At 63.8% G+C, this 15,791-nt stretch carries 14 protein-coding genes; 4 read left to right on the top strand and 10 right to left on the bottom strand.

All coding sequences use genetic code 11. The features are described from left to right. Positions 1–144 precede the first annotated feature (144 nt). Positions 145–1,470 carry an AmpG family muropeptide MFS transporter gene (locus MU848_RS08110; RefSeq protein ID WP_097091591.1) on the top strand — a complete coding sequence of 442 codons (1,326 nt, stop codon included), beginning with the start codon at positions 145–147 and terminating at the stop codon, positions 1,468–1,470. Here the strand turns inward: MU848_RS08110 and MU848_RS08115 are convergent. From MU848_RS08115 to MU848_RS08145, 7 genes are all read right to left on the bottom strand, one after another. After that, positions 1,455–1,895, bottom strand: a complete 441-nt coding sequence (locus tag MU848_RS08115; RefSeq protein WP_201514036.1) for a DUF6628 family protein — start codon at positions 1,893–1,895, stop codon at positions 1,455–1,457. The two genes, MU848_RS08110 and MU848_RS08115, sit on opposite strands and share 16 nt — an antisense overlap. 69 nt (positions 1,896–1,964) lie before the next feature. Next, entirely contained in the window at positions 1,965–3,290 is a 1,326-nt protein-coding gene (locus MU848_RS08120; RefSeq protein WP_247231135.1) for a bifunctional folylpolyglutamate synthase/dihydrofolate synthase, read from the bottom strand. A 26-nt stretch (positions 3,291–3,316) separates the two neighbouring features. After that, entirely contained in the window at positions 3,317–4,168 is an 852-nt protein-coding gene (accD, locus tag MU848_RS08125; protein ID WP_097091588.1) for an acetyl-CoA carboxylase, carboxyltransferase subunit beta, read from the bottom strand. Continuing rightward, positions 4,165–4,992, bottom strand: coding sequence for a tryptophan synthase subunit alpha (gene trpA, locus MU848_RS08130; RefSeq protein WP_247231136.1), 828 nt, complete (start codon positions 4,990–4,992; stop codon positions 4,165–4,167). The genes accD and trpA overlap by 4 nt, the downstream gene beginning before the upstream one ends. Before the next feature lie 103 nt (positions 4,993–5,095). Further along, positions 5,096–6,325 carry a tryptophan synthase subunit beta gene (trpB, locus tag MU848_RS08135; protein WP_201514030.1) on the bottom strand — a complete coding sequence of 410 codons (1,230 nt, stop codon included), beginning with the start codon at positions 6,323–6,325 and terminating at the stop codon, positions 5,096–5,098. Next, a complete protein-coding gene (locus MU848_RS08140) occupies positions 6,322–6,966 on the bottom strand; it encodes a phosphoribosylanthranilate isomerase (protein ID WP_247231137.1) in 645 nt (214 codons plus the stop codon). Before MU848_RS08140 ends, trpB begins: the two co-directional genes overlap by 4 nt. 73 nt (positions 6,967–7,039) lie before the next feature. After that, positions 7,040–7,885, bottom strand: coding sequence for a lysophospholipid acyltransferase family protein (locus MU848_RS08145; protein ID WP_247231726.1), 846 nt, complete (start codon positions 7,883–7,885; stop codon positions 7,040–7,042). A gap of 53 nt (positions 7,886–7,938) precedes the next feature. Here MU848_RS08145 and MU848_RS08150 point away from each other — a divergent pair, with 53 nt between their 5' ends. Continuing rightward, a complete protein-coding gene (locus MU848_RS08150; protein ID WP_247231138.1) occupies positions 7,939–9,069 on the top strand; it encodes a glycosyltransferase in 1,131 nt (376 codons plus the stop codon). A gap of 146 nt (positions 9,070–9,215) precedes the next feature. Here MU848_RS08150 and MU848_RS08155 read toward each other — a convergent pair whose 3' ends face one another. Both MU848_RS08155 and gyrA read right to left on the bottom strand, forming a co-directional pair. Beyond that, complete coding sequence (locus MU848_RS08155) at positions 9,216–9,563, bottom strand: DUF952 domain-containing protein (RefSeq protein WP_247231139.1); 348 nt, start codon at positions 9,561–9,563, stop codon at positions 9,216–9,218. Further along, the gene (gene gyrA / locus MU848_RS08160; RefSeq protein ID WP_201514010.1) at positions 9,560–12,292 is read right to left on the bottom strand and encodes a DNA gyrase subunit A; all 2,733 of its coding nucleotides are present in this window, start codon (positions 12,290–12,292) and stop codon (positions 9,560–9,562) included. The genes MU848_RS08155 and gyrA overlap by 4 nt, the downstream gene beginning before the upstream one ends. Positions 12,293–12,517: 225 nt before the next feature. On the opposite strand from gyrA, the gene MU848_RS08165 reads away from it, so the two are divergent. Both MU848_RS08165 and MU848_RS08170 read left to right on the top strand, forming a co-directional pair. Next, positions 12,518–13,798, top strand: a complete 1,281-nt coding sequence (locus tag MU848_RS08165) for a hypothetical protein (protein WP_097091582.1) — start codon at positions 12,518–12,520, stop codon at positions 13,796–13,798. 106 nt (positions 13,799–13,904) lie between these two features. Further along, complete coding sequence (locus MU848_RS08170; RefSeq protein WP_247231140.1) at positions 13,905–15,179, top strand: tetratricopeptide repeat protein; 1,275 nt, start codon at positions 13,905–13,907, stop codon at positions 15,177–15,179. A 76-nt stretch (positions 15,180–15,255) separates the two neighbouring features. Here MU848_RS08170 and MU848_RS08175 read toward each other — a convergent pair whose 3' ends face one another. Next, entirely contained in the window at positions 15,256–15,729 is a 474-nt protein-coding gene (locus tag MU848_RS08175) for an Lrp/AsnC family transcriptional regulator (RefSeq protein ID WP_097091581.1), read from the bottom strand. Positions 15,730–15,791: the final 62 nt, after the last annotated feature.

The raw sequence follows: 15,791 nt of genomic DNA on the forward strand, positions 1-15,791 counted from the left end.
CTTTTGCACTCGATCTACGTTGCGCTGGCCCACCCCCAGCCCTCCCGCCTGCGGGAGGGGAGATAGGGAGGGGCCGTTGTGCTTGTTTCTTCGATGATTGGCCATATGGTGGCGGGATAAGCATCTTCGGGGGCGCAGCTTTTCATGAATGACATTGCCGTTGGCACCAGAAGTTGGCTGGATGCTGTGAAACCCTATGTGGAGAAGGCGCCGCTCGCCGCGCTTTTCCTGGGGATTTCCTCGGGCTTTCCTTTTGCGATGATCGGCGCGAACCTGGCGTCACGACTGGCGCAGGACGGGATCGATAAGAAAAGCGTCACGGCGTTCAGCCTGGTGCTGCTCGCCTATAACCTCAAATGGCTGTGGGCATGGGTGATCGAAGGGGTGAAGCTGCCGCTGCTGCATCGGCTGGGGCAGCGCGTGTCCTGGATGCTGGTGGCCGGTCTGCTGGTGATGGCAGCGGTGGTCAATCTCGCCTTTGTCGATCCGGCGAACGACCTGATGGGCACGGTGCGGGCGGCGATCCTGCTGGGGATTGCGGGGGCGACGTTCGACATCATCATCGATGGCTATCGGATCGAGATACTGCGGCCCGAGCAATTGGGCATCGGTGCGGGGATGTCGCAATATGGCTGGCGGATCGGCGCGGCAGCGGCGGGTGCGCTGGCGCTGGTGGTGGCGCAATATTGGGACTGGACGCTGGCTTATCTGGTCTGTTCCATGTTCGCGCTGCCCGCGATGCTGGCGGCGTTGGTCGTCGGCGAGCCCGAGCGGCATCGGGAGATTGCTTCGCGCAAAACGGGCGGGGAGCTGGTGCAGGCGATCGTCGGGCCCTTCGTCGACTTCTTCAAGCGAAAGGGCGCGCTGCTCGTCCTGCTCTTCATCATCGTGCACAAGATCGGGGACACGCTGGCGAACCTGACGTTCCGGCTGCTGTTCAACGATCTGGGCTACAGCAATGAGGAGATCGCGATCTACGATGTGGGCGTGGGCTTCTGGGCGTTGCTGGCGGGGATTTTCGTGGGCGGCGTGTTGTATGCGCGGCTGGGGTTGAAACGGTCGGTGCTGATCAGCCTGGTGCTGATGGCGGTGTCGAACTTCAGCTTTGCGCTGCTGGCGGGGACCGGCAAGAGCAATCTGGGCATGGCGGGCGCGATCGGCTTCGAGAATTTCGCGAGCGGGATCGGCGGCGTGGCGGTGGTCGCGTACTTCTCAGCGCTGTGCGACCTGCGCTTTACCGCTGCCCAATATGCGATGATTTCGGCAGCGGCGAGCATCGTTGGGCGCTTCCTGACCGGGACGACGGCGGGGGCGCTGATCGAGCGGTTTGGCTATGTGGACTTCTATCTGTTGACGACCGTGTTGGCGCTGCCGGGCATCATCCTTTTCTGGTTGATGATGCGCAGCGGGTTGGTGGATGCGAGCGTCGGCAGCGCGGCGACGGATGAGGGGGCTCAGGCGCCTGCGTAGAGGTCCAGCGGGCGGCCAAGATCGCCGTGCGCCTGGGCTACGGCTTGCAGGCAGGTGAGCGCGCCCAGCACATCGTCGGTTCCGAGCAGCGTGGCGAGCTGGTCGTAGGATGAAGGCGGGTCCTGCAGCGCCGTGCTGATCGCGTGCATGAGAGTCGCTTCGTCGGCGGTCATCCGGGCGCAGCAGCAGGGCGCGACCAATATCCGGCGGGTGGCGCAGCGGGCGACCTCCAGCATCATGGCGCGCATCAGGACGAGCGGACGGCGATAGCTGCGCCCGAAAGCGCCGAGCATGGCGTTCGCGGCATGCGCGTCGTTGACCCCGGCGCTGGCCATGCGGCGCATCGTGTAAAGGAAGAGGCGGTTGCCGTAGCCGTGCGGCATCGAGCGGGGCAGGTCTAGAGGGCTGATCTCTCCATGGGCCATGTGCGAGCACCTTTATCCGTTGTGTGACGGACCGCAGGTTACGCTATTGCGAGTCAATCGCAAGTCTATTCAGTCAGGAAACTGCTCGTTCAGGCGCAAAATTTCGCCCGCAAGGTAAAGCGACCCGGCGATGAGGAGGAGCGGGGCTTGATCTCCGCTGGTGGTGGCGACGGCCTGGATCGCTTCGGCGGGGCTTGCATGGGCAGTGCAGCCTATGCCCCATTGCTCCGCGATGGCGGCGAAGCGGCTTGGGGGGTGATGATCATGGCCCGGCACGGGGAGCGCGTGGATGTGCGCGATGCGCCCGGCGAAGGGAGCGAGGAAGGCGTCCACATCTTTGTTGGCGAGCATCCCGATGACGAGATGCAGTTGGCGGCCGCCAAGCCGGTCGGCGGTGAAGAAGGCGCTGATTGCTTCGCCTGCTCCGGCGTTATGGCCGCCGTCGAGCCAGGCTTCGCTGCCAGGCGGGAGGGGGGCGAGCAGGGGGCCGTGGTCCAGACGCTGAAGGCGGGCGGGCCAATGCGCCCAGAGGGGCGCGGCCTTCAGGGCAGCCTCGCTGACGGGCAGGGCGCTTTGATGGCGGAGCATGGCGAAGGCGAGCGCGGCGTTCTGTACCTGATGCGCGCCGGGGAGGCGGGGGAGTGGGGTGTCTAGCCGGCCCTGCTCGTCGCGGTAATGCAGGCGGTCGCGATAGCTTGCGGCGTCCCAGCTTTGGCCCATGGGGAGCCAGACGGTGCGCGCGCGGTTGGCGGCTTCGCGCATCACGGAAGCGAGCGATCCGGGGTAGCGCTGCGTGACTAGGGGCGCGCGGGGCTTGGCGATGCCTGCCTTTTCCGTGGCGATCGCGCGAAGATTGTCGCCGAGGAAGGCCTGATGATCGAGGCCGAGCTGGGCGATGCCGCAGACGGCGGGATTCTCGATGATGTTGGTGGCGTCGAGCCGTCCGCCGAGCCCCACTTCGATGATGCAGGCGTCGGCGGGATGTTCGGCGAAGGCGAGGAAGGCGGCGGCGGTCGTGACTTCGAAGAAGCTCGCGTTGATACCCTCCGCAACGTCCAGCACGCGAGAAAGATAGTGGGCGAGCGCTTCGTCGCTGATCAGCTGGCCATTGAGCCGGATGCGTTCGTTGAAGCGGACGAGATGGGGCGAGGTGAAGACGTGAACGCTCCTGCCGTCCGCTTCCAGAGCCGCGCGCAGAAAAGCACAGGTCGAGCCTTTGCCGTTGGTTCCCGCGACATGGAACACCGGCGGCAGCGCCCGATGCGGATCGCGCAGCCGGTCGAGCAAGCGAGTGATGCGGTCGAGGCCAAGCGTGTCGGCGCCGGGCGAGAGCGTGGCGAGCCGGTCCAGTTGAGCCTGAACGCCCGGATCATCGGAAATGGCGTGGTCGGGCATGGCCCTAAATCCCTCGCGCGGTGGCGTCAGGCAGCTGCGCGGGGAGCGAGGTAGCCGATCACCCGTGCGAGCGTGTCGCGCAATTCGCTACGGTGAACAACCATGTCGAGCATGCCATGTTCCAGAAGATATTCAGCGCGCTGGAAGCCATCGGGCAGCTTTTCGCGGATCGTGCTTTCGATGACGCGCTGGCCCGCGAAGCCGATAAGGGCGTTAGGCTCGGCGATCTGGACATCGCCCAGCATCGCGTAGCTGGCGGTGACGCCGCCCGTCGTCGGATCAGTGAGGACGACGATATAGGGGAGGCCCGCCGCGTGCAGTTTCTGGATCGCGACGGTCGACCGCGGCATCTGCATAAGGGACAATATCCCTTCCTGCATGCGCGCGCCGCCTGCTGCGGTGAAGATGACATAAGGGCATTTATGGCCGATGGCTTCGTTCACGCCCTGGATGAATGCCGCGCCCACGCCCATGCCCATGGAGCCGCCCATGAAGGCGAAATTCTGCACGCCCATGACCAAGGGAACGTCGTCGATCGCGCCGCGCGCGTTGATGAGGGCGTCCTGATCCCCGGTCTGGGCACGGGCGGCCTTCATGCGGTCCGGATAGCGCTTGGAATCGCGGAACTTGAGCGGGTCTTCCTGAACCGGCGGGGTGGGCAGCAGGATGAAGCCTGCGTCGAGGATCTGCTCGAACCGCTCGGACGGGCCGATGCGGCCATGATGGTCACAGCGCGGGCAGACGGACAGATTGTCTTCCCACTCCTTGATAAAGATCATTTCCGTGCAGGACGGGCATTTGTGCCACAGCGTCTCGGCCGTGCTTTCCTTTTTGGCAAGGAAGGGGACGGCGTTGCGGACGCGGTTGATCCAACTCATGCGGCGGTCTCCCGAAAATGGGGGCTGTTGGCTTTGAGAGCGCCGCTCAAGGTGGCGACGAACTCCTGAACGAAGGGGGCGGCGGCGTCGCCATGCGAGCCGATGATATCGACAATGGCCGATCCGACGACCACGCCGTCAGCGACACGGCCGATCGCGGCGGCCTGTTCAGCGGAGCGGACGCCGAAGCCGACGGCGATGGGAAGGTCCGTCGCGGCCTTCAGCTTTTCCACGGCCTGTTCGACGGCGGCTTGGGCTGCCTGCTGCTTACCGGTCACGCCTGCAACGGCGACATGGTAGAGGAAGCCGCTGGCGCCATCGAGCACGGCGGGAAGGCGAGCGGCGTCGGTGGTGGGTGTCGCGAGGCGTATGAGGTGAACGCCTGCCGCGCGCAGGGCCGGACCGATTTCGGCGTCCTCTTCGGGGGGCGTATCGACACAGATGACGCCATCGACGCCTGCTTCACGGCACTGGTTCGCAAACCATTCGGAGCCACGGATCAGCATCGGATTGGCGTAACCCATCAGCACCAGCGGCGTATGGGGGTGCCGCGCGCGGAAGGTGGTGGCGAGATGGAAGATGTCCTTGGTCTTCGTACCCGAGCCAAGGCTGCGCAGATTTGCCAATTCGATCGCGGGGCCGTCCGCCATCGGATCGGTGAAGGGCATGCCGAGTTCGATGATGTCGGCGCCGCCAGCGACAAGGGCGTCGAGGATCGCCGGAGTGGCGGTAACGGTCGGGTCGCCCGCGGTCACGAAGGTGACGAGGGCGGCGCGCCCTGCTTCCTTGCAGGCGGCGAAGCGGGTGGCGAGGCGGTCAGTCATCAGTAATCCCTGCGCGGGCGTGTTCCTGCGCAGGCAGGAATCCAGATCGGACGGCGGGACTGGGCTCCTGCCTTCGCAGGAGCACGGAGTGCGCGGAAGGGCATCACATCTCCACTCCCAGCGCGTCGGCGACGGTGAAGATGTCCTTGTCGCCCCGTCCAGAGAGATTGACGACGATGATCTGGTCCGCGTCCATCGTGGGGGCAACCTTTTCCGCGCTGGCGATGGCGTGGGCGGATTCCAGCGCCGGGATGATGCCTTCGAGAGCCGCAAGCTTCTGGAAACTGGCGAGCGCTTCGTCATCGGTGATCGGCATATATTGAACGCGGCCGATCTCATGCAGCCAGCTATGTTCAGGGCCGATGCCGGGATAGTCGAGTCCCGCCGAAATGCTGTGCGCTTCGGTGATCTGGCCGTCTTCGTCCTGAAGCAGATAGGTCCGGTTGCCGTGGAGGATGCCGGACGCGCCGCCCGCAAGCGAGGCAGCATGCTTGCCGGTGAGGCCCTCGCCCGCTGCTTCCACGCCGATCATCTTGACGTCCACATCGTCAAGGAAGGGGTGGAAAAGACCAATGGCGTTGGAGCCGCCGCCGACCGGGGCGATCAGCAGGTCAGGCAGGCGGCCTTCGATTTCGACGATCTGCTGGCGCGCTTCCTTGCCGATCACCGACTGAAAGTCGCGGACCAGTTCCGGATAGGGGTGCGGCCCGGCAGCAGTGCCGATGATGTAGAAGGTGTCGTGGACGTTTGAAACCCAATGACGCAAGGCGTCGTTCATCGCGTCTTTCAGCGTTTGCGAGCCTGACACGACGGGAATGACTTCCGCGCCCAGCAGCTTCATGCGGAAGACGTTGGGCTTTTGCCGCTCGACATCCTTCGCGCCCATGAAGATCTTGCATTCCATGCCGAACAGGGCGGCGACGGTGGCGGTAGCGACGCCATGCTGGCCCGCGCCCGTTTCGGCGATGACCTTCTTCTTGCCCATGCGGCGGGCAAGCAGGGCCTGGCCGATGCAATTGTTGATCTTGTGCGCGCCGGTGTGGTTCAATTCCTCGCGCTTCAGATAGATTTTTGCGCCCTTACCATCTGGGGCATCGGCGCGTAGCGCTTCGGTCAGGCGGCCTGCATAGTAAAGCGGGTTGGGCCGGCCGACATAGCTTCGCAGCAACTCTTCGAACTCGGCTTCGAAAGTCGGGTCCTGCTTTGCTTCCTTGTAGACCTTTTCCAGCTCCAGAATGAGCGGCATCAGCGTTTCGGCGACATAGCGGCCGCCGAAAGACCCGAAATGACCGGATGCGTCCGGTTGCGAGCGGAGGGAGTTGCTGATGGTCATGATTGCTGTGCCGCTTTGCAGAAGGCCATGATCTTGTCCACACTCTTGATGCCTGGCGCGCTTTCCACGCCCGAAGAAACGTCGATCATCGGTGCGCCGGTGATGCGGATCGCTTCGGCGACATTGTCGATGCCGAGACCTCCTGAAAGGCCCCAGGGCATGGATATGGGGACGCCGCGCAGCAGGGTCCAGTCGAAGCGCAGCCCCATTCCACCTGGGAGCGCCGCGCCGTCGGGCGTTTTCGCGTCGAACAGGAGGAAGTCGGCCGCACCGGCATAGGCCTTCGCTGCGTCGATGTCCGCGCGGGTCTTGACGGAAATGGCTTTCCAGACGGGGAGTTCGAAGCGCTTGGCGATGGCGGCGGCGCGTTCGGGGCTTTCCTTGCCGTGGAGTTGCAGGGCGGTGAGAGTTTTGGTTGCGGCGAGTTCAGCAAGCGTTTCGTCTGTAGGATCGACCAGGACGGCTACGCGCTCGACATGGGTGGGGACGGTTGAGGCCAGAGCGCGCAACTGGTCGGCCTCGACATGGCGGGGGCTCTCGGCGAAATGGACGAAGCCTAGATGGGTCGCGCCTGCCCGAACGGCTGCGCCGATCGCGTCGAGCGTGGAAAGGCCGCAAATCTTGATGGCGAGTCGGGGCATTTTGGGGCTTTAGCGGCTGTTGGGTTGGGAGAGAACCGGTTTGATCCTCATGCGATCAGCCCGAACGGGAGGATCAGACCGTCAAATCCATATCGTGGAGCGCCAGCCATTGGTCGGCATGGTCGATACAGGCTTTGCCGAGGAAGGCGTCGACCTGATCCATGATCTGGTCGTCGGTGAGTTGCGCGGGGTCGAGCGGCGGGTGCCAGTGGACGCGGAAATTGGGCCCGGTGGTTCGGATCAGGTAGAAGGGGAGGAACTTCGCGCCGACTTTGCGGCCGAGGCGCAGCGCGACGGAAAGATTGCCCGATGGCGGCAAGTCGCGGCCGAAGCGGGGGAACCAGACCTGACGATCGCGGCGCTCGTCCAGCAGGATGTAGAGGGTGGCGCGGTCCTTGGTCGTCAAATGCTTCAGGATGCCGCGAGCCGCGCCGTCGCCGGTGATCGCCTCCCCCATATAGGAGCTGCGGGCGCGCTTCAGCATGGCGGCCTGCCCCGGATCTTGCGGCGGGTCATAGACGCCGAGACCGGGGCGGTCAGTCGACGCCTTGATATGGGCGGCGAGCAGGTCCCAATTGCCGAAATGCACGGCAAGCGCGATCATGGGGCCGGGACCGGCGAGAACCTCGTCATAACCTTTGGCGTCTTCGACCGTGATATGGTCGTTTTCGATCAGCCGGTCGATGTTGGTGAGTTCGGCCATGGTGCGGCCGAGATTGATCCAGCGGCGGGTGAGCATTTCCTCACGCGTGGCTTCATCCATATCGGGGCGCAGGATGGCGAGGTTGGCGCGGGCGCGCTGATCGCGCAGCTTCATGTTCCTGCGGGCTATGTTCGCGGACAGCCAGCCGCCGAGCCATGAGGCGACCGACGCCGGGAGAATGCGCAGGAGGGTGAAGAGAAAAGGGTTGGAGAGCATCTTGCCAAGCGTCATACAGCAGCGGTCGGGGCGGTAAAGGGCTTGGATTTACGATGGGTTGGGCCTTTTGGGCATGGGCGGTGCTGCAGGGGCTGACGCTGCTGGGCGTGCTGAACTATTGGCGGCATCTTCCAGTGGACCGGAAGGAGGAAGCGCCTGAGGGCGTGGTCGTCCTGCTGTCGGTGCGGGATGATTGGGATGGCGGGGCGGAACTGATCGCCCGGTTGAAGGCGCAGACGGCGCGGTTCCGGCTGGTGATTGCCTCAAGCGGAGGGTGCCCAGCGGCGGAAGCTTTGGCAGCGCGGGAGGGGGATTGGGTGCAGCTTGTCCGCGCGGGCATGGCAATCGATGAGGGGCAGAAGGTTCATAAATTGCGGGCGGCTTTGCGGGCTTTGCGGCCGGATTACCGCTATTTGGTGTTCGTGGATGCGGATATCGAGCCGCCTGCCCGGTTGGTGGGGCGGCTGCTTTTTCCCTTGGTGCGGGGGAAGGCGGACATCGTGACCGGCTATCGGCTGCTGTTGCCTGAGGCGCGGCCCACGGCGGCGCTGGTTGGGGCTGTGGAGATGCAGTTGGCGACATTGCCACGGGCTGCGAGTGCGACCATGCCCTGGGGCGGAGCGATGGCGTTGACGCGTGAGGTGGCGGAGCGGCTCGACCTAGACGCGGCGCTGGCGGGGCGGTTGTCGGATGATATGGCGATCGGCCTTGCGGGATGGCGCGCGAAGCTGCGGTTGCGGCCGGTGCGGGATTTGCTGGTGGCATCGCCGCTGGAGGGAAGCGGGGCGATTGCGTTCGGCGTGCGGCAGTACCGGCATATCGTGACGAACAGCGTGGGGATGTGGGGCATCGCTGCTCTGGTGGTTGGCGCGCAAGCTTTGGGCTGGGTTTGGGCGATGTGCTGGGGTGGTTGGGGCGCTCTGGCCATTGGCTATGCGGCGGCTTTTGGTCGCGCGCTGGGGCGGCGGCGGATCATCGCGGGAGTATTGGAGCCGGACCAGGCGCGGGCGGCGCGGCGTTCGCTCTGGTGGGATGTGCTGGCGCCTTTTGCCGTGTGCTGGGCGCATTGGGGGATGCAACTCGCGGCGGCTGGATCACGGCGGATCAGGTGGGGCGGATTTGATTATTGGGTGAGCGGCGGGAAGGTGATGCGCTTGAAAAGAGCGACGGAGTTATCCGTATAGCAAACGGCCTAGGACTTGAGTTGATTTTTGATCTCTCGCTCGTCGTGATTTAGGAGAGTGAAATATACCAGCAGACGAGCGGCTTGTGGAACGTGGCTCATAGAGCCGGATGATCTATCGCGATCAAACGACCACATTGTGGCACGTTAGAACCCTGCAGGAAAGAGATGCTTGCCCTGTTCATCCAGGCGCAGGACGACCTTTCCCGCGACCGCGCTGACGGGCAGGTCGGCGTAGAGGTGGGGGAAGAGCGCGCCGCCGCGCGATTCTTCCCATTTAAGCGCATCGCCGAAGGGGGCGAGGTCAATCATCAGCATCACCAGATGGTCCTGGCCCGCGAAATGCTTGGCGGCGGTTTCAGACGCCTGTTCGCGGGTGGACAGGTGGATGTAGCCATCAGCGAGATCGACGGGCGCGCCCTTGAACACGCCGTCGGTCTTTAGCTGGTCATACTGATCCTTGGTCAGGATTTTATAGGCGAAGAGCTCCGTCACTCTTCGGTGAGGTCCGGGTCGGCTTCGGGGCTGACTTCGGGTGAGACTTCCATGCCAGCCGGGGTGCTGATTTCCGTTTCCTCGTCGCTTTCCTCGATCTTCGCGGCGCTGACGACATGTTCGTCGTCCGAGACGTTGAAGAGGCGCACGCCTGCCGAATTGCGGCCGATGACGCGCAGGGTGTCGAGGCCCATGCGAATCAGCTTGGCCTGGTCGGTAACCAGCATCAGATGATCGCCATGACGCGCGGGGAAGCTCGCCACCACCGGGCCGTTGCGGCCGATATTGTCGATGTTTGTGATGCCCTGGCCGCCACGTCCGGTGCGACGATAGTCATAGGCCGACGACAGCTTGCCGTAGCCGTTGGAGCAGACGGTGAGGATGAACTGCTCCTTGCCCTGTAGCTCGGCAAAGCGCTCCTCGCTCATCTGGGGGGAGCCTTCCTTCTCCGGCTTCCACGGGGCAAAACGCAGATAGTCTTCGCGCTCCTCCTGCGTCGTCCCGGCGCGGTGGAGGATGGAGAGCGAGATGACTTCATCATCGCCCTTCAGCGTCATGCCGCGTACGCCGGTGGACGTACGGCTCTGGAACTCGCGCACGTCGGTCGCCTTGAAGCGGATCGCCTTGCCCTGGCGGGTGGCGAGCAAGACGTCATCCTCTTCGCTCAGCAGGGCGACGCCGATCAGGCAATCGTCGCTGCCCTCATCGAAGCGCATCGCGATCTTGCCGTTGCTCGGCACGTTGGCGAAGGCGTCCATGCTGTTGCGGCGGACCGTGCCGTTCGCGGTTGCGAACATGACGTGCAGGTCCTTCCAGCTATCCTCATCCTCGGGCAGCGGCAGCACGGTCTGGATCGTTTCGCCCGGACCGAGCGGCAGGAGGTTCACCATCGGCCGGCCCCGCGTCGCGGGGCCACCTTCTGGAAGGCGCCAGACCTTGAGGCGATAGACCTTGCCTGCGGTGGAGAAGAAGAGGACCGGCGTGTGCGTTGAGGTCACGAACAGTTCGGTGATCGCATCCTCATCCTTGGTCGCCATGCCGGACCGGCCCTTGCCGCCGCGCGCCTGGGCGCGGAAGCTTTCGAGCGGGGTGCGCTTGATATAGCCCTGCACGGTGACGGTGACGACCATCTCCTCGCGCTCGATCAGGTCTTCATCCTCGATGCCGTCGGCGGCGGCGGTGATTTCCGAGATGCGGGGCGTGGCAAAGTCGCGCTCGATCGCCTCGAACTCCTCGCGCATCACGGCGTAGAGTTTCTGCCGGTTGCCCAGGATTTCGAGATATTCGGCGATGGCGGCGGCCAGTTCGGCCAGTTCGTTGCCGATCTCGTCGCGGCCAAGCGCGGTCAGGCGGTGGAGGCGCAGGTCCAGGATGGCGCGAACCTGAACGTCGGACAGACGGTAGGTGTCGCCGGTCGCCTCTGTCTCGATCGCTTCGACGAGGCGCAGATAGGGCGCGATTTCAGCGACCGGCCATTCGCGGGCCAGCAGCGTTTCGCGCGCCTCGGCCGGACTGGCCGAGCCGCGGATAGTGCGAACGACTTCATCGAGATTGGTGACCGCGATGACGAGGCCCAACAAGATATGCGCGCGGTCGCGGGCCTTGTTGAGTTCATACTTCGTACGGCGGGTGATGACCTCTTCGCGAAATTTGACGAAGGCTTCGATGATATCGCGGATGTTGAGCAGTTCGGGGCGGCCGCCGCGAATGGCGAGCATGTTGGCCGGGAAGCTCGACTGCGCGGGAGTGTTGCGCCACAGCTGGTTGAGTACGACCTCTGGCGTCGCATCCCGCTTCAGGTCCATGACGATGCGGACGCCTTCGCGATTGGATTCATCGCGAATGTCGCTGATGCCCTCGATCCGCTTGTCCTTGGCGGCTTCGGCGATCTTTTCGACCAGGCCGTTTTTGCCGACCTGGTAAGGGATGGCGGTGAGGACGATGGAGCGCCGGTCGCCGCGTCCTTCCTCGATCACGTGGCGCGAGCGCATCATGATGGATCCGCGCCCGGTGTGATAGGCGCTGCGGGCACCCGACTGGCCGAGGATCAGCGGCGCGGTCGGGAAGTCGGGGCCGGGGACGATCTGGATCAGTTCGTCGATGGTGATCGCGGGGTTGTCGATATAGGCAAGGCAGGCGCGGACCACTTCGCCCAGATTGTGCGGTGGGATATTGGTCGCCATGCCAACCGCGATGCCGCCCGAGCCGTTGACCAGCAGGTTGGGAAAGCGTGCGGGCAGAACCTGCGGCTCGCTTTCCGATGCGTCATAGTTGGGCTGGAAATCGACGGTGTCCTTGTCGAGATCCTCCAGCAGGGCATTAGTGACCTTGGCCAGGCGCGCTTCGGTGTAGCGCATCGCCGCCGGCGGATCGGGATCCATTGAACCGAAGTTCCCCTGACCATCGATCAAAGGGACCCGCATCGCCCAATCCTGGGTCATGCGCGCCAAGGCGTCGTAAATCGGGCTGTCGCCATGGGGGTGATATTTACCGATCACGTCACCGACGATGCGCGCCGACTTGCGATAGGGCTTGTTGTAGGTGAAGCCCGATTCATGGGCCGAAAAGAGGATACGGCGGTGCACCGGCTTCAACCCGTCGCGCACGTCCGGCAGGGCACGGGCGACGATGACCGACATGGCATAGTCGAGATAGCTTGCCTTCATCTCCTCCACGATGGAGATGGGGCTGATGTCCGAAGGGTCGGCGAGGGCAGTCTCGTCGGTCAATGCGATTCTCTTTTTGGATGGAACTGTTTCGTTGCTCATGCACTAGCGGAGCGAAACAAATCTGTCACCCCTCGCGCGCACGCGCGCTCGCGTCAGATCAAGCTGCAAGAAAGGGCTGACAGGCGGAAAACTGCTGCATATACGATGTTCAAACGTCATTCACGCGCCGTCCCCTAAACGGCGCTCAATCAAGGGGCGCCTTTCCCCAGGCGCACAGAGGAGAAGATGATCATGCGTTTTGTATCCCCCGTGGCACTCGCGCTGGCCCTTGCGGTGACCGGAGGCGCCATTTCCGCGCCCGCGATGGCCGCGAAGAAGGAAGACAAGAAGGGCGGCGCGCCCAAGCTGAATGTTTCTCCCGACGTCATCAAGGCTCTGCAGACGGCGCAGGCCGCAGCGCAGAAGAACGACTTTGCAGGAGCAAAGGCGGCGTTGGCGGATGCGGATAGCAAGGCCAAGTCGAACGATGACAAATATCAGATCGGCGCCATCAAGCTGAACACCTCCATCGCCGCCAAGGACAGCGCGATGCAGGGCGAGGCGCTGGCGCAGATGCTCGACAGCGGCCTTACCCCAGCAGAACAGGTCGGCCAGTTCAACGCGGTTGCCGCCGATCAGGCGCTTCAGGCAAAGAATTACGATCTGGCGATCCAGCGGGCGCAGGCGGCGATTCAGGCAAACTACAAGCCCGAGTCCATCAATGCGACGCTGGCGCAGGCCTATTTCGGCAAGGCGGGAACGGCCAATGCCGGAGCTGAACCCGCGCGCGGCCTCAACCAGAAGGGCCTTGCCGCGCTGAAAGCTGCTGCTGACGCGACGAAGGCTGCTGGCGGCCAAGTGCCCGCGCAGTGGTATCAGATCGGTGTGAGCCGGGCCGCCGCATCGCGCCTGCCCGAAGTGACCGAATGGGCGACATTGGCGTACCAGGCGGCTCCGAATGGGGAAAACCTCCGCACCCTCGTCCGCCTCTTCCAGCAGGCGAACCCGAATATCACCAACCGGGAAAATCTGGACGTTCTGCGTCTGATGGCGGCCTCGGGCGGCCTGGTGGTTGCTGGCGACTTCCTTGAATATGGGGAAATGGCATCCAAGACCGGCATCTATGGCGAGGTGAAATCAGCGATCGACCAAGGCCGGGCCAAGGGTGTGCTGAAGGGCACGTCGGGCGCCGATCTCTATCAGACGGCAGCACCGAAGATCGCCGGTGACAAGGCCTCGCTTGCTTCGGCGGAGGCGGATGCGCGCAAGGCGGCCAATGGCAAGATCGCAGCGGCGACCGCTGACGCTTATCTCGGCTATGGCGACTATGCCAAGGCGGCGGCCATGTTCGAACTCGCCAAGCAGAAGGGCGGCGTCGATGCGGACGAGGTGAATACGCGTCTTGGCATCGCCAAGGCCCTGGGCGGCGATGTGGCATCGGCGAAGGCGGCGTTGCAGTCGGTGCAGGCCGGCACGCGCAAGAAGATCGCCGACCTCTGGCTGAGCTATCTCGCGACCAAGGCCTAAGCTCAAAAAGGTGCGCTGCTCATCCGGGTGGCGCACCTTCTTCATATCGACATGAACAGGGACCGGCGCCTGAAACGGGCGCCTGACATAAAAGGGGACGGCCGACATGATCGGGCTGCGACAATCCATGCTGAAATCTGGGCTTCTTGCGATCACGGCTCTTACGGTCGTAGCGGTGCCAGCGGCGGCGAAAAAGGCGTCAACCAGCGGGCCGGTTATCACCATGTCCGAAGGGTTCCGGGCAGCTGCACAGGCAGCGGACAGCGCGATCAAGGCAGGAGACACGAACACCGCCCAGGCGCAGATCAGCGGGTTGATGCCGGTCAGCGACTATGAAGCCTATGTGGCTGCCGCCTTGCGGTTCGAACTGGCGGTGCTCAAGCGCAATTTCCAGGGCCAGCGCGTGGCACTGACTGACATGTTCAAGACGAATTCCGTGCCCAAGAAGGATGCGCCACGCCTGCGCTACACCGCCGGCTACCTGTCCTATGTGGTGGGCAATTACGACGATGCGCTGGCGCAGCTCGATTATGCCAAGACGCTGGGGTATGACGGCATCGACGCGACGATGCTGCGTGCCGACATCTACCTGCGCAAGAACAAGGTAAAGAACGCGCGGCCCTTCGTACAGGAAGCGCTGGCGCGACAGCGGGCGTCCGGGCAGGCTATCCCGGCTGCCTGGTATGACCGCGCCATTTCGCTCGCTTATGCAGCGGGTGACTGGGCCGAGGTGGGAGCGCTCTATCGCGAGCGCCTGGCCCGTTATGGATCGGCCGGGGAATGGCGGTCCGCGCTTTCCAATTACATGACGGCGCCGGGGACCGACGCGCAGCCGCAGCTTGACCTTTACCGCTTGCAGGCGGCCAATGGAGCGATGGCGAGCGAGCGTGACTATCAGGCCTATGCGCAGCTCGCTGAAAAGGCGGGCAATTATGCGGAGGCCAAGGCCATCATCGAGGCTGGCCGCTCGGCGGGCAAGCTGACGCCGACGCAGGCGGTTACGGCAAGCCTGATGAAGAGCGTGACGCCCAAGGCGGCGAAGGAAATCGCCGCCTTGCCAGCGGCCGCGAAGAAGGCAGCGGCCGCGAAGGACGGGTCGGCGGCGATGTCCGTGGCAGACAGCTATTTCTCGCTCAGCCAGTTCCCGCAGGCGGTCGAGATGTACCGGCTCGCCTTGTCGAAGGGCGGCGTTGACCAGGGGAAGGCTAATGCGCGACTTGGCATAGCGCTGGCGCGGTCAGGCGATCTGGCGTCGGCGAAGACGGCGCTTGCACAGGTTACGGGCAATTGGGCGAGTGTCGCCGGTTTCTGGAGCGTGTGGGTTGACCAGCAGAGCCGCAAGACGGCGTTCCAGCCGGTAGCAGTGCCGCCTGCGAGCTAAGTGATAGCGAAGGGCCAGCGCGCAGGTTCGTTGTGCGCTGGCCCTTTGGCAAAAACCGCGCCCCGCTGGGTTTAGATCAGAGTGGCAGGGGCACGCCCGGCAGATTTTTCGACATGCGGATCGTCAAGGACGTCTTCACGCTCACCACATTGGGGGCAGGCGTCAGCTTCGACGTGAGGAACTGCTGGAAGCTCTGAAGATCCTTGGCCACGACCTTCAGGATGAAATCAATCTCTCCATTCAGCATATAGCATTCGCGAACCTCCGGCAGGGTCGCGACATGATCCTCGAAAGCCTTGAGGTCAGATTCCGCCTGGCTCTTCAGGCTGACCATCGCGAACACGGTGATGGTGTAGCCCAGCATGGCCGGGTTGACGACAGCATGATAGGAAGTGATCGCGCCGCTTTCTTCCAGGGCGCGCACGCGGCGCAGGCAAGGAGGAGCGGTCAAGCCGACCTTTCGGGCGAGCTCCACATTGGTCATCCGGCCATCCTGCTGCAACTCGCCCAGGATGTGGAGATCGATGTCATCAATAGCGGGCCCAGCCATTCTTCTGCTTATTTCCTTTCTAATCCTTACGCCGTATCATAATAATATTTCAGGGCAATGCA

Origin of the sequence: Sphingobium agri (assembly GCF_023051225.1) — a bacterium.
GTDB classification, from domain to species: domain Bacteria; phylum Pseudomonadota; class Alphaproteobacteria; order Sphingomonadales; family Sphingomonadaceae; genus Sphingobium; species Sphingobium agri.